Source organism: Pelagibacterium xiamenense (genome assembly GCF_021166475.1).
Classification (GTDB): Bacteria; Pseudomonadota; Alphaproteobacteria; order Rhizobiales; family Devosiaceae; genus Pelagibacterium; species Pelagibacterium xiamenense.
On record NZ_JAJOYS010000003.1, the window covers coordinates 184081 to 197729 of the forward strand.

The 13649-nt window shown below is 61.4% G+C and carries 13 protein-coding genes; 6 read left to right on the forward strand and 7 right to left on the reverse strand.

Translation table 11 applies throughout. The features are described 5' to 3' along the window. Positions 1–39: 39 nt before the first annotated feature. From lpxD to LSG43_RS13600, 5 genes are read left to right on the forward strand one after another with little or no spacing between them, the layout of a single operon-like run. Positions 40–1005 (forward strand): UDP-3-O-(3-hydroxymyristoyl)glucosamine N-acyltransferase, encoded by a 966-nt coding sequence (gene lpxD, locus LSG43_RS13580; RefSeq protein ID WP_231805676.1) that lies wholly within the window; start codon positions 40–42, stop codon positions 1003–1005. Between the two features lie 2 nt (positions 1006–1007). Continuing rightward, positions 1008–1490 carry a 3-hydroxyacyl-ACP dehydratase FabZ gene (fabZ, locus tag LSG43_RS13585; protein WP_231805678.1) on the forward strand — a complete coding sequence of 161 codons (483 nt, stop codon included), beginning with the start codon at positions 1008–1010 and terminating at the stop codon, positions 1488–1490. Beyond that, positions 1487–2296 (forward strand): acyl-ACP--UDP-N-acetylglucosamine O-acyltransferase, encoded by an 810-nt coding sequence (gene lpxA, locus LSG43_RS13590; RefSeq protein WP_231805116.1) that lies wholly within the window; start codon positions 1487–1489, stop codon positions 2294–2296. The genes fabZ and lpxA overlap by 4 nt, the downstream gene beginning before the upstream one ends. Beyond that, positions 2293–3120, forward strand: coding sequence for a UDP-2,3-diacylglucosamine diphosphatase LpxI domain-containing protein (gene lpxI, locus LSG43_RS13595; protein WP_231805118.1), 828 nt, complete (start codon positions 2293–2295; stop codon positions 3118–3120). Before lpxA ends, lpxI begins: the two co-directional genes overlap by 4 nt. Continuing rightward, positions 3113–4249: a lipid-A-disaccharide synthase gene (locus LSG43_RS13600; RefSeq protein ID WP_231805120.1), complete on the forward strand. Its 1137-nt coding sequence runs from the start codon at positions 3113–3115 to the stop codon at positions 4247–4249. Before lpxI ends, LSG43_RS13600 begins: the two co-directional genes overlap by 8 nt. Here the strand turns inward: LSG43_RS13600 and gltA are convergent. Next, complete coding sequence (gltA, locus tag LSG43_RS13605; RefSeq protein WP_231805122.1) at positions 4236–5525, reverse strand: citrate synthase; 1290 nt, start codon at positions 5523–5525, stop codon at positions 4236–4238. The genes LSG43_RS13600 and gltA overlap by 14 nt on opposite strands. Positions 5526–5726: 201 nt before the next feature. After that, on the reverse strand, positions 5727–7157 hold the full coding sequence (gltX, locus tag LSG43_RS13610) for a glutamate--tRNA ligase (RefSeq protein WP_231805124.1): 1431 nt from the start codon (positions 7155–7157) through the stop codon (positions 5727–5729). A gap of 78 nt (positions 7158–7235) precedes the next feature. Between gltX and LSG43_RS13615 the strand changes: the two genes are divergently transcribed. Next, positions 7236–9350 (forward strand): ComEC/Rec2 family competence protein, encoded by a 2115-nt coding sequence (locus tag LSG43_RS13615; protein ID WP_231805126.1) that lies wholly within the window; start codon positions 7236–7238, stop codon positions 9348–9350. On the opposite strand, the gene lexA is transcribed toward LSG43_RS13615, so the two are convergent. The 5 genes from lexA to trpD all read right to left on the reverse strand — a co-directional run bounded on the left by lexA (position 9344) and on the right by trpD (position 13640). After that, positions 9344–10054: a transcriptional repressor LexA gene (lexA, locus tag LSG43_RS13620; protein ID WP_231805128.1), complete on the reverse strand. Its 711-nt coding sequence runs from the start codon at positions 10052–10054 to the stop codon at positions 9344–9346. The genes LSG43_RS13615 and lexA overlap by 7 nt on opposite strands. 105 nt (positions 10055–10159) lie before the next feature. Beyond that, entirely contained in the window at positions 10160–11347 is a 1188-nt protein-coding gene (locus tag LSG43_RS16655) for a molybdopterin molybdotransferase MoeA (protein ID WP_231805130.1), read from the reverse strand. Between the two features lie 3 nt (positions 11348–11350). After that, on the reverse strand, positions 11351–11827 hold the full coding sequence (moaC, locus tag LSG43_RS13630; RefSeq protein ID WP_255714353.1) for a cyclic pyranopterin monophosphate synthase MoaC: 477 nt from the start codon (positions 11825–11827) through the stop codon (positions 11351–11353). Further along, a complete protein-coding gene (trpC, locus tag LSG43_RS13635; RefSeq protein ID WP_231805134.1) occupies positions 11827–12630 on the reverse strand; it encodes an indole-3-glycerol phosphate synthase TrpC in 804 nt (267 codons plus the stop codon). Before trpC ends, moaC begins: the two co-directional genes overlap by 1 nt. After that, positions 12627–13640 (reverse strand): anthranilate phosphoribosyltransferase, encoded by a 1014-nt coding sequence (trpD, locus tag LSG43_RS13640; protein WP_369412490.1) that lies wholly within the window; start codon positions 13638–13640, stop codon positions 12627–12629. The genes trpC and trpD overlap by 4 nt, the downstream gene beginning before the upstream one ends. Positions 13641–13649 lie beyond the last annotated feature (9 nt).

The window sequence follows — 13649 nt, forward strand, 5'->3', positions numbered from 1 at the left end:
TTTCACCCCTGCAACGGTCCTTTCCCGCTCTCTGAGCTCATGGCGCGGGCAGGGCATGCCGGACTGGACCTAAAAGGCCGGGGCGAGGTTATGATCGCTGGAGCCAGCGATCTTGAGGACGCTGATGGCAGCGCCATCTCGTTCGCCGCGAGCGCCGCCTATAAGGACCACCTCGCAGGCGCGACGGCCGCCGCCATCTTCGTCAACGATAAGCTCGCTGGCCATGTCGGGCCAAATACGGTCGCACTCATTTGCGACGAGCCTTATAGCGTCTTCATTGATGCCCTGAACGTCTTGTATCCCGAAGACACCAGGCGTGTTGTTGCAGCGGGTGGCCAATCCGGCACCTATACGAGTGAAGAGAGCGTCGACATTGGCTCCGGCGCTGTTATTGGACCCGGCGCTGAAATCGGCGCGGGAACGGTAATCGGTGCCAATGCCGTTATCGGCGCGGGCGTCGCCATCGGCCGCAACTGCGTCATCGGAGCAGGGTGCGTTGTGGAGTGCGCCTACCTTGGCAACGATGTCGTCCTGCAGTCCGGTGTCGTCATAGGGGGCGAGGGGTTCGGATTCCAGCTTCGCGCCGACCGGCATAAAAAGATACCGCAATTGGGCCGTGTCATCATCCAGGACAGGGTCGAGATTGGCGCCAATACGACGATAGACCGCGGCACGCTGGGTGATACCGTTATCGGCGAAGGCTCGAAGATCGATAATCTTGTTCAGATCGGCCACAATTGCCGCATCGGACGCAATTGTGTGATATCGGGCATGTGTGGACTAAGCGGCTCAACAATCCTGGAAGATGGTGTGGTCATGGGCGGCGGCGCAGGAACAGCCGGACACTTGACCCTCGGCGCGGGAACGCTTGTTCTTGCGCGGGCCGGCGTATCGCATAGCTTCCCGGCCGGTTCGAACATTGCCGGCGCGCCGGCGCAGGATGTAAAATCGTGGAAGCGTGAGATCGCGGCCATCAGACGGGTGACGAAAGGGGACAAGAAGTGACCATGCTTGAGGAAGAGTCGCGCGCCGAGGGCGAAACGCTCTCGACTATGGAGATCGACGCCGTTCTCAAGGCGCTGCCCCATCGCTATCCGTTCCTGATGATCGACAAGATCATCAATATCAATGGCGACGAATCCGCCGTCGGCATCAAGAACGTGACCTACAACGAGCCCCAGTTTCTCGGTCATTTCCCCGGTGAGCCGATCTTTCCCGGCGTGCTCATCATCGAAGGCATGGCACAGACGGCCGGCGCCATCGTCATCAATCTCGAGAACAAATCCGGTGAAAAGCACATTGTCTACCTGCTGACGATCGACAATGTGAAGTTCCGCAAGCCAGCAAAACCAGGTGACCGATTGGAATATCACATCCGCAAGATTCATCGTCGCAAGACCGTAGGCCGCTATGAGGCCCGCGCCATAGTCGACGGCGCTGTCGTTGCGGAAGCCGAAATTGGGGCGATGATTGTCAAGGAAAACGCGTGAGTTCCGCTATCCATCCCACGGCGATCGTTAGCGCTTCTGCGACGATCGGCGAGAACGTCCAGATCGGCCCATACTGCATTATCGGCGACCACGTAACGCTCGAGGATGGCGTCGTCCTCACGTCGCACGTTTCGATTGAGGGGCGCACGACAATCGGCGCACGGACCCGAATCTATCCGTTCTCCTCGATCGGCCATCCGCCGCAGGACCTCAAGTATGAGGGCGAGCCGAGTACCGTCACGATCGGAAAAGATTGTGTGCTGCGCGAACATGTCACCATCAACCCCGGCACCAGGGGCGGAGGCATGGAGACGCGTGTCGGCGACAATTGCCTGCTCATGGTCGGCGTGCATGTGGCCCATGACTGTCGCCTGGGCAATCACGTGGTCATGGCCAACCAGGCCAGCCTCGCGGGCCACTGCGTTGTCGAGGATTATGTCCGGTTCGGCGGCATATGTGGCGTGCATCAGTTCGTGAGGATTGGCGCTCATGCCTTTGTCGGCGCTATGAGTTTTGTCGAGAATGACGTTATTCCCTATGGCTCGGTGCTGGGGAACAGGGCCTATCTGGGCGGCCTCAATCTCGTTGGTCTCAAACGCCGCCAGTTCGATCGCGAGTCGATCCACGCGCTTCGTGCAGCCTACCGCATGATCTTCTCCAACGAAGGGACACTGCGCGAGCGCATCGAGGACGCTGCGGAAATCTTCAAGGGCGAGGAATTGGTCGAGCAGGTGATCGAGTTCGTGCGCCAACCCTCCGAGCGTGCGCTGTGCATGCCGCGCAACGGGCACAGCGCCGAGGCATGACCGGCCGCCGCCTGGCACTGGTCGCGGGCTCGGGCGCGCTGGTACCAAGGGCGCTTGCTGCGGCGCGTGAAGCGGGCTGGGAGGTGAGGGTGCTCACACTGCACCCGCGCGCTGATCTTGCCGACGAAGATCCGTTCCAGATCAAGATATCGCGCCCGGACCAGGTGCTGAGGGAAATCAGAAAGTTCAAAGCCACGCACGTCTGCGCGGTCGGCGGCATGCACATGTCGGACCGCGAGCGGGAAACCTTGGCCGATTTCGCCGGCGACAAGGAAGAGACCAAGGCAAAAGGCGACGCCAAACTGTCCCAATTGGGAGCGACGCTACTGAAGATTCTGGGCATTCCCTTCATCGGGGTACACGAAATCGTCTCGGACCTTCTTGCTCCGGAGGGGCGCATTGGCGCCGTCGGTCCCGATAGCGAGCTTGCCACCATTGCCGGCTTCGCATTCAGATCCGCGCGCAAGGCAGGGGAACTCGACCTGGGGCAGGCTCTCATTGTATCGGGTGCACGCATCATCGCGACCGAAGATATCGCCGGAACCGACGCCCTCTTGGTCCGCTGCAGGGAGTTCCGGGCCCGTGGCCTTGTTGGCGACGGCGCGGCGCGCATGGTCCTGGCAAAGGTTTCGAAGCCAGGTCAGCCCCTTCACGTCGATCTGCCGGCTGTTGGCCCCGATACCGTGACGGCCGCCGCGGAGGCTGGCATCGCGGCCATCGCCGTAGAGGCCGGGCGGACCCTGCTCATCGAGCGCGAGGAACTCGTTGCCCGTGCCGATGCCGCTGGCATTGCCATTATCGGGTTCGCAGCCGAAGATGCCTGAGCTTTTCATCCTCGCCGGTGAGGCATCGGGCGACCGGATCGGCGCCAACCTCATTTCCGGGCTCAAATCCCGCATGGACGTCACCGTATCCGGCGTTGGCGGGGAGGCAATGGTCGCACAGGGCCTCAAGACGCTCTTCCCCATCGATGACCTCGCTGTCATGGGGTACGCCGATGTGCTGCGCCGTCTGCCGCTGCTGCTTTGGCGCGCCCGGCAGACGGTCCGGACGGTGCTGCGCACGCGGCCCGATGCTGTCGTTCTCGTCGATGCCCAGGTCTTCTCCCATACGGTAGCAAGAGCGCTTCGCCAGCGAGGGTATGATAAACCGATCATCCTCTATGTCGCGCCTTCGGTTTGGGCCTGGAAGCCCGAGCGGGCAGCCAAAATCGCGTCTCTTTACAATGAGGTCCTGAGTGTCCTGCCGTTCGAACCCCAGGTGATGAAGGAGCTCGGCGGTCCGCTGACCAGCTATGTCGGCCATCCGGCGCTCGAACGCTTCCCCATGCGACGGTCCGAACCGGAAAAAGGGCCCGTGCTGCTCTTGCCGGGCAGCCGGTCCGGCGAATTGACACGGCATTTACCGCTTATGCGTTCTGTCGCAACGGCGCTTGCCGACCATCCCGCCGTCGACGGCTTCGTTGTACCAACGCCCGCCAGCCTGCACAACAAGGTGGCGCACGCGGTCTCCGATTGGCCCGCCTCGGTTTCGGTAACAAGCGAGGAATCCGAACGGCGCGCGGCTATGAACGCAGCTGTCCTGGCCTTCGCCGTAAGCGGTACGGCGACGCTCGAGCTAGCGCTCGCGGGCATTCCCCACGCGATCACCTACGTCGCCGAAGGCGCCCAGGTGCGGCTCTATCGCAAGGCGCTGATCAAGACGATCGGCTTGCCGAACATCATCGCAAGGCGCGAGATCGTGCCCGAAATCCTTTTTGCCCATACCGCAGCGCCCGAGCGAGCGATTGCCGTACTCACGCAACTGCTCGATGACACTACACAACGATGGGCCCAGCGTGCGGCGTTCGCCTCGGTCCGCGACCTGATGGAAAAAGGGGCGCCCGAGGCGCCCCTTGTCGATCCCGCTGAGCGGGTAGCATTCTGGCTCGGGCAGGGCGTCAGCGCTCGCTGAGCGGCACGTAGTCGCGCGCACCCGAGCCGTTATAAAGCTGGCGCGGACGGCCGATCTTTTTCTGCGGATCGCCAATCATTTCCTTCCACTGCGCGATCCAGCCCACCGTGCGTGAAAGTGCGAAGATCGCCGTGAACATCGAGGTCGGGAAACCGACAGCATCGAGAATGATACCCGAATAGAAGTCTACATTCGGATAGAGCTTGCGCTCGACGAAATAAGGATCCGAAAGCGCGATCTTTTCGAGTTCCTGCGCGACCTGCAGCGTGGGATTGTCCTCGACGCCGAGAAGTTCGAGCACCTCGCGCGCCGATTCCTGCATAACTGCAGCGCGTGGATCGTAGTTCTTGTAGACGCGATGGCCGAAGCCCATCAGGCGGAACGGATCGCTCTTATCCTTGGCGCGCTCAATGAATTCAGGAATGCGGTCGACGGTGCCGATTTCCCGGAGCATATTGAGCGCCGCCTCGTTCGCGCCGCCGTGTGCCGGGCCCCATAGGCAAGCAACGCCTGCTGCAATGCAGGCAAAGGGATTGGCGTCCGAAGACCCTGAAAGGCGAACCGTAGAGGTCGAAGCGTTCTGTTCGTGGTCGGCGTGCAGCGTGAAAATCCTGTCCATCGCCTTGGCGACAACGGGATCGACCTTGTATTCCTCGGCCGGAACCGAAAAGCACATGTGCAGGAAGTTCGACGCGTAATCGAGATCGTTGCGCGGATAAACGAAGGGCTGACCGACGGAATATTTGTACGCCATCGCCGCTATCGTCGGCATTTTGGCAATCATGCGGATGGACGCAATCTCGCGCTGGACCGGGTCACCGATGTCGGTGGAGTCATGATAGAACGCGGCCATGGCACCCACAACGCCGGTCATGATGGCCATGGGGTGCGCATCCCGGCGGAAACCACGGTAGAAATAGTGCATCTGCTCATGCACCATGGTGTGCCGCGTCACGCGGTTGGCAAAATCCTTGAGTTCAGCCTTGCCCGGCAGCTCACCGTAAAGCAGAAGATAGCAGACCTCGAGATAATTGCTCTGAGAGGCCAACTGGTCGATCGGGTATCCGCGATAAAGCAGTTCGCCCTTATCCCCGTCGATATAGGTGATCGAGCTGTCGCACGCTGCGGTAGATGTGAAACCGGGATCGTAGGTGAACAAGCCGGTTTTGGCGTAGAGCGAGCGAATGTCGATGACGTCCGGCCCAACACTGCCACTCAAAACGGGAAACTCGAAGGTCTCGTCACCGATCGAAAGTTTCGCGGTTTTCTCACTCATGCATCGCCTCCCAAGCCAGGTGCAGCCCATATGACCGGAGCAAGAAGAAAGTCTGCACGGTTCAAAAAAGGGCGAAAAATCTGCGTCGCAGCAAACGGTGCTTCTCGGTATCCGATTTAGCGCGCGCTTGCAACTACGTCATAAGTCTTGACGTATAGGGAAAGAGCCGAAATGTACTGTCCTGCGACGTAAAGGACGGGCTCAATGACGCGCGACGGCGCGCACCTGATCGCCCAGACGCGCGAGACTTTCCTCACGACCGATGAGCACCATGACCTCGAAAATGCCCGGCGAAATCGTGCGTCCGGTCAGAGCGGCGCGCAGAGGCTGGGCAACCTTGCCCAGCTTCAAACCGACGCTTTCCGCGTACTCGCGGACGGCAGCATCGATTTCGGGCACCGACCATTCGTTGACCCCTTGAAGGCGTTCCTTAAGCGCAGCGAGATGCCCCAGGGCGTCGGTGTTTAGGAGCCCGGCGGCTTTCTCATCGACCGGCAGTGGCCTTTGCGCATAAATGAATTGCGCCAAATCGATGAGCTCGAGAACGGTCTTGGCGCGCGGCTGTAGCTCGGGTATGGCCGCCAGCGCCGTCTCCTTGTTGTTGATCAGCCCCAGATAGTCGGCGTTCCGGCCCAATTCGGACGCCGTATCGACCATGACCTCATAAAGACGCTCAGGCGCTGCCATGCGGATGTAGTGGCCGTTGAGATTGTCGAGCTTTCCGAAATCAAATCGCGCCGCACCCTTGCCCAAGGCTTCGAGCGAGAACCACGCGACAAACTGTTCCGTCGAAAAGATCTCATCGTCACCATGCGCCCAGCCCAGACGAGCGAGATAATTGCGCAGGGCTTCCGGGAGATACCCCATTTGCCGGTAGGTTTCGACGCCCATCGCACCGTGTCGCTTGGAAAGTTTGGCTCCATCGGGTCCGTGGATAAGCGGAATGTGGGACATTTCCGGTATGTCCCATCCCATGGCTTGATAGATGACGATCTGCCGAGCCGCGTTGGTAAGATGATCATCCCCGCGGATGATATGAGTAACGCCCATATCGTGGTCATCGACCACCACGGCGTGCATATAGGTCGGCGTACCGTCCGAACGCAGGATGATGAAGTCGTCAAGGTTCTCGGCCTTGAACGTCACATCGCCCTGGACGTGGTCGTTGACAACGATATCGCCGCTCTGTGGCGCCTTGATCCGAATGACCGGTTTGACGCCCTCGGGCGCTTCGGACGGATCGCGATCGCGCCACCGGCCGTCATAACGTGGCGGACGACCCTCGGCACGCGCCCGTTCGCGCATTTCGGCAAGCTCCTCTGCCGAGCAATAGCACCGATAGGCCTTGCCTTCAGCGAGGAGCTGGTTGGCGACTTCCACGTGCCGCGACGCCCGGGCGAACTGCGAGTATGGTTCCCCGTCCCACGTAATCCCGAGCCAGCTCAACCCATCCAGAAGCGCGGTCACCGCGGCTTCGGTCGAGCGCTCACGGTCGGTGTCCTCGATGCGCAGCAGCATCTTGCCGCCCGTATTGCGGGCGAATGCCCAATTGAAGAGCGCGGTGCGTGCGCCTCCGATATGCAGATAACCGGTAGGGGAAGGCGCAAAACGCGTGACGACAGGTTTGGACATACGACAAGACCATTTGGAAAATAGTTGCGCCCGTGTGTACCATAGCGGCTCTTGAGCGCAAGGGCAGGGGGCGCCCCAATGATCGACGGCGCGGTCACTGGCGGAAACGGGCAGGGAACGCGACCAACTCTCCGGCGCGCAGGGCTCCTCGGCCTTGCCGGTGCGGCGCGCCTGCAGGAGGAAATCGCTCATGCCGTCTCCGAGCGCCGCCTCTTCGTCATCCTGCCCTGCGCAGTCATTCTGGGCATGCTTCTCTACCGTGCGCTGCCTGGCGAACCACACGGGTCGACCCTCGGTGCGGGTGCCGTTCTTCTAGCTGTTCTGGCCTACCTCAACCGCACCCGGTACGTGGCAACCCGTTTCCTTGTCCTCGTCGGCGCGGTTTACGCCGGCCTCGTTATACTGCCGATCCACAGCGCGTTGTTCGGGACCCCTATGCTCGATGGACCGCGCTATGGTGTCTACCGGGCGCAAGTTGACGCCGTGGTCTATGACAATGGAGAAGTACAGCGCCTCGTGATTTCCCGCATTCGGCCCGATGATGCACGCGACGATCCCGGTGTGCGCCGGGCTCGGGTCACCGTTTTCGATAGCACCGATATCGCGCCCGGTGACATGCTATCAGCCCGAATCCGATTTTATCCGGTTCCGGGCCCAATTGTTCCCGGGGGCTACGACTCTCAATTCGTGAGTTACTTCGAGGGCATAGGCGCATACGGTGCCGTTCAGGGGGAGATCGAGATTACGCCGGGGTCATCGCGCGACGTGGTGCGTCTGAGTTCCGGTGTTCGCTCCTTCATCGCTCAGCGCGTCCTTGCCGCTCTCGACGATCGCATTGGGGGTATTGCGGTCGCACTTATCACGGGCGACCAGAGCCGGATCAGCGAGCAAGACCGCAACCTTATGGCCGCCGCCGGCCTTGCTCATGTGCTTGCCATCTCCGGGCTGCACCTCACCATCGTTGCAGGAACAATGTTCGCCTTCATCCGCCTCGGATTGGCGGCGTTCTACGGCGTAGCCCAGCGTGTTCCCATCAAGCGCACCGCTGCTGCCGGCGCACTCGTGACGGCCTGCGCCTATCTCGTCATTTCCGGCATGGGCATTTCCGCGATCCGTGCAACGATCATGCTCTCGCTTGTCTTTGCCGCCATTCTCGCCGGTCGCCAGGCGCTCACAATGCGGAATGTCGCGATCGCGGCACTGATCATCATTGCCATCGCCCCGGCAAGCGTTTTCCGCGCCAGCTTCCAGCTTTCGTTCGCCGCAGTCGTTGCGCTCATCGCGGCCTACGAACTCGCGCGCACCAGACGCGAGAGGCAACTTGAGCCTCGCCATCCGATCGCGACATTTGTCATCGATATTGCCATGACCAGCATAATCGCCGGTCTCGCCACCGTGCTGTTTTCCGCCTACCACTTCCAGCAAACGGCGCCTTTCGGGCTTATGGGCAACCTTCTGGCCATGCCCATTGTCTCTTTCATCATGATGCCTTCGGCGCTCTTTGCGACGCTCGCCATTCCGCTCGGCCTGGACGGCCCGCTCTATCAAATCATGGGCTGGAGTATCGAGGCGGTCATCTGGTGCGCCGGACTCGTCCACGCAATTGGCGGCGGGTTCGATCCCAGCCCGATCCTCTCGCCGCTCGCGCTTGTATTCGCCCTATTTGGGCTGGCTTGGCTCGCATTCTTTCAAACGCCGATCAGACTGTTCGGCCCGGCTCTGGTCATGCCGCTTGTACTGCTGTTCGGACTGGAACGCGCGCCCGATATCCTGATCGCCGATACCAGCCAGGCGATCGCCGTTCGTCACGATAGTCAACTTGCCCTCGTCGCCGGGCGAACGAACACCTTCGCGACCGATGTTTGGTCCGAACGGTACATGGAACCAATCGGGTCAAACCACGAGACAACCAATTGCGACGAAATCGGCTGCGTTATTGCCTCCGATTTGGACTTCACGCTGGCATACGTGACAAATGTCGCAGCCTTTTCCGACGATTGCCGGATCGCTGATGTCGTCGTCGCCCGCATTTCTGCGCCGCAGTCCTGCGCTGCACGCGCGACTGTCGTCGATCAGCGCGCGCTGGAACGGTCGGGCGCCCATATGCTCTACTGGGATATCGGTGCACACAGATTTGTGGTGAAGCCGGCCGTCGTCGACCCCGATCGACCGTGGCGGGTCGGTGCTCAGTAGCGGCGCAGCAGCCCCACCAAACGTCCCTGAACCTTGACGCGGTCAGGGCCGAATATGCGTGTTTCATAAGCAGGATTGGCAGCCTCGAGCGCGACGGCATTGCCGCGCTTGCGCAACCGCTTGAGGGTCGCTTCTTCGTCATCGACCAGTGCGACGACGATCTCGCCATTGCCGGCAGCTTCCTGTTTGCGGATCAGCACCGTGTCACCGTCGAAAATCCCGGCGTCGATCATCGAATCTCCTCGTACTTCAAGCGCGAAGTGTTCACCAGCCCCCAGCATCTCAGGTGGCACGGTGATCGAGTGGCTATGGGTCTGGATAGCCTCGATCGGCGTACCCGCCGCAATCCGGCCCATGACCGGAACCGATACAGCGTCGCCGCCCCCCTGATCCGGAGTGTCGGCCCGCTTCGGGGGCACTTTGCCTAGATTACCCTCGATCACACTGGGCTCGAACCGCGCTTTCCGGCCACCTAGGGAAGGATTCATCGAATCGGGGAGCTTTACAACTTCGAGCGCGCGTGCCCGGTTCGGCAACCGTCGTATGAACCCGCGCTCCTCCAGCGCCGTAATCAGCCTGTGAATGCCGGACTTGGATTTGAGATCGAGCGCTTCCTTCATTTCGTCGAAGGAGGGCGGAACACCGCTTTCCTTCATCCGTTCGTGGATGAACATGAGCAATTCGTGCTGTTTGCGGGTGAGCATCGGCCCCCTCCGTCGCAAAAGAATCGGAACAAAGACTGAACTTTTATACGTGTTCCGTAAATGTTCCGCAAGTCTTTTGCCCGAATTGACCGGTTTTGCAGCCTGTTAAAGCAAAGAGATATCGACCGGATCTCCGGGAGCCTTGCCCGGATCGCCTGCGGGCTGGACGATAAGGCAGTTCGCTTGTGCCAGTGAAGAGAGGTGGCCGCTGTCGGTCTGGGCAATGGGAATGACCACTGTGCCCTCGGGTTCCGAGAATATCCGGGCGCGCAAGAAGTGCTGCCGCGGCCCATTCGGCGGGATTGCGTCGCCGAGCGGGAGGCGCAGGCGAGGGGGTTCGGGCGCACCGAGAAGTGCACGCAGGGCGGGTAAGACAAAAACGTGCGCCGTGACAAGGGCCGAAACGGGATTGCCTGGCAAGCCGAAGACGAGCGTCCGCCCTCTGGTTCCGAACATCAGCGGTTTGCCCGGTCGGACAGCGATGCGCCAGAAATCGATCTCGACACCGCATTCCTTGAGTACGTCCTGCACGAAGTCGTGCTCGCCCACACTTGCGCCGCCCGTTGTCACGAGGACGTCCGGATTATCGTCCAGTGCCGCGCCGATTGCGGCGGCTAGCTGGGCGCGATCGTCGGGCACGATCCCGTGATCAACGACCGCACCGCATAGCGGATCGAACATGGCTGACAGGCCAAACGAGTTTGACGCCACAATCTGGTCCGCACCAAGGGGAGAGCCCGGCGGGACCAGTTCGTCACCCGTGGCGATCAGGACGGCTCTCGGCGGCGTTGCAATTGTACACATCGCATGGTTGGCCGCCGCAGCCAGCGCGATACGCGATGGCGTCATGATTTCGCCGGCGGCAATCAGTACGTCATTCTTGGCAAAATCATTGCCACGTTTGCGAATGTTCGCGCCCGCTTCGGTGCCGGATTCGAACCGGACGTTCGTCCCGTCAGTCTCGGTGCGCTCCTGCATGATGACCGCATCGGCGCCTTCGGGTACTTGCGCCCCGGTAAAGATCCGCACACACTCGCCTTGGCCGACATTTCCGTCAAACCCGCGTCCGGCCTGCGAAACCCCGATTTGAGTGAGAACCGCCCCTGCCGCGACATCCGCGGCTCGTACGGCATACCCGTCCATCGCGCTTGCGGCGAACGGCGGTTGATCGATCTCCGCTGTGACCGGTTCCGCCAGTACACGTCCGGCCGCCTGTCCAAGCGCTGCGGCAATGGGCGGGCTTGGCGTGATCGCGGCGCGAATACGGGCCAGCGCTTCGTCAACGGAAATCACGGCCTAAGTCTCGCGCTTGAAAGTGCCGGACTTTCCGCCGCTCTTTTCGATCAGTTGGACATTGGTGATCGTCATGGCCTTATCCAACGCCTTGGCCATGTCATAGAGCGTAAGCGCAGCAACCGACGCTGCGGTCAACGCCTCCATCTCGACCCCGGTGCGCGCCGTGGTCTCGACGGTTGCGGTCACCGAAACGGCATTTTTGCCCTTGGGCTCGATATCGATATCGATCTTTGTCATGGGGATCGGATGGCACAGGGGAATAAGCTCGGACGTCTTCTTCGCCGCCATGATCCCCGCAACGCGCGCAACAGCAACCGCGTCGCCCTTCTTGAGCCCTCCGCCGAAGATCGCCGCTACGATCTCCGGGGTGGCATGCAGTTCCGCAGCAGCTACGGCGCGTCGCCGTGTTTCCGCCTTGGCCCCGATATCGACGATGTGGGCCTCGCCCCGTTCATTGAGGTGCGTGAGATCGGGCATCACGCCGCTCCCGTCAGCAAAGCCTGTGTCGCTGCCGTCACATTATCCTGGCGCATGAGGCTTTCGCCCACAAGGAACACACCGACACCGGCCGTCCGCTCAAGGTGAGTGAGGTCTGCATGCGTGAAAATACCACTCTCACTCACGAGAAGCCGATCCTCCGGGACCATCTTGGCAAGCTTGACCGTTGTATCGAGACTGACCTCGAATGTTCGCAGATCCCGGTTGTTGATACCGATGAATGTTGCACCGAGCGCCAGCGCCCGCTCCATTTCGGGCGCATCGTGAACCTCGACCAGCGCATCCATCCCCCACTCGGCGGCTGCGTCGAGAAGTGCCCGCGCGGCATTGTCATCGACGGACGCGAGAATGACGAGGATGCAATCTGCGCCCCACGCGCGCGCTTCGGCGACCTGGTAGGGCTCGAACAAGAAATCCTTGCGCAAAGCCGGCAGCCGGGTCGCCTCCCGCGCGGCACCCAGAAACTCAGGGCGCCCCTGAAAGGAGGGGCTGTCGGTCAGAACCGAAAGACACGCGGCACCGCCGGCCTCGTAGGCACGTGCCAATGCTGGCGGATCGAAATCGGGGCGGATCAGTCCCTTGGAGGGACTTGCCTTTTTGATCTCGGCGATCAGAGCGTATAGACCGGCATCGCGCTTCGCTCTGAGCGCTTCCACAAAGCCGCGCGGCGGCGCTTGATCGCGGGCCATTGCGGTAATGTCGCCGATCGGTCTCGCGATCTTGGCGGCAGCGATTTCGTCGCGCTTATAGGCCTCTATTCGATTAAGGATGTCCGTCATCACGCTGCCTGACTTGCGGTGACAAGTGCCCCGAGCCGCGCCTTGGCTTTGCCGCTGTCGATGGTTTCTGCGCCAAGCGTAACGCCGTCCTTAAGTGTCTCGACCTTAGCGGCGACAATGAAGGCGGCGGCCGCGTTGAGAAGCACGATATCGCGATAGGGGCCTTTCACGCCATCGAGCAATTTGCGCAACTCGCTCGCGTTGTATTCGGGGTCGCCGCCGACAATGTCGGAAAGCTGCGCCCGGGGCAGCCCCGCATCCTCGGGCGTCACCTCGAAGCTGGTGAGGTTGCCGTCCTTGATCGAGGAAACGAAGGAGGGGCCGGTGGTCGAAAGCTCGTCGAGCTCGCTATCGCCATGCACGACCCATGCCGCTTGTGCCCGATTGGCCAGAAGCGCCGCCGCGACAGGCTCAACCCATTCATTGTCGTAAACGCCCAGAACATAGCGACGCACGCCCGCGGGGTTCGATTGCGGGCCCAGCAGGTTGAACATGGTCCGCACACCCATTTCCGTGCGCACGGGACCCACATGCCGCATCGCGGGGTGGTGGTTCGGGGCGAACATGAACCCGATTCCGGCCTTGGCGATGCACTCGCCAATCTGCTCGGGCGTCAGGTCGAGCCTGATGCCGAGCGCCTGCAGCGCTTCAGCCGAACCGGATTTGGACGAGAGTGCCTTGTTGCCGTGCTTGGCGACCGGTACGCCGGCGGCGGCAACGACGAGCGCGGCACCGGTGGAGATGTTGAGCGTGCCCGCGCCGTCCCCGCCGGTTCCAACAATGTCGATGGCGTCGGCGGGGGCGGAGACCGGTACCATCTTTTCGCGCAGGATCGAGACGGCGGCGGCGATTTCGCCCACCGTCTCGCCCTTGACCCGCATTCCCATGAGAAACGCGCCGATCTGCGCCGGCGTCGCTTCGCCGGACATGATGATGTTCATCACGCCCCGCATTTCTGTGCCGGTCAGGTCGTGACCCGAAGCGATACGGTTGAGCGCGTCCTTGATCTCCACCCCAATACC

Coding starts and splice junctions, on each gene's coding strand:
- lpxD (WP_231805676.1), top strand. CDS start 40: ATGGCGCGGGCAGGGCATGCCGGACTGGACCTAAAAGGCCGGGGCGAG.
- moaC (WP_255714353.1), bottom strand. CDS start 11,827: ATGCCCGATCTCACGCACCTCAATGAACGGGGCGAGGCCCACATCGTC.
- gltA (WP_231805122.1), bottom strand. CDS start 5,525: ATGAGTGAGAAAACCGCGAAACTTTCGATCGGTGACGAGACCTTCGAG.
- LSG43_RS13615 (WP_231805126.1), top strand. CDS start 7,236: ATGATCGACGGCGCGGTCACTGGCGGAAACGGGCAGGGAACGCGACCA.
- lpxI (WP_231805118.1), top strand. CDS start 2,293: ATGACCGGCCGCCGCCTGGCACTGGTCGCGGGCTCGGGCGCGCTGGTA.
- gltX (WP_231805124.1), bottom strand. CDS start 7,157: ATGTCCAAACCTGTCGTCACGCGTTTTGCGCCTTCCCCTACCGGTTAT.
- fabZ (WP_231805678.1), top strand. CDS start 1,008: ATGCTTGAGGAAGAGTCGCGCGCCGAGGGCGAAACGCTCTCGACTATG.
- LSG43_RS13600 (WP_231805120.1), top strand. CDS start 3,113: ATGCCTGAGCTTTTCATCCTCGCCGGTGAGGCATCGGGCGACCGGATC.
- lexA (WP_231805128.1), bottom strand. CDS start 10,054: ATGCTCACCCGCAAACAGCACGAATTGCTCATGTTCATCCACGAACGG.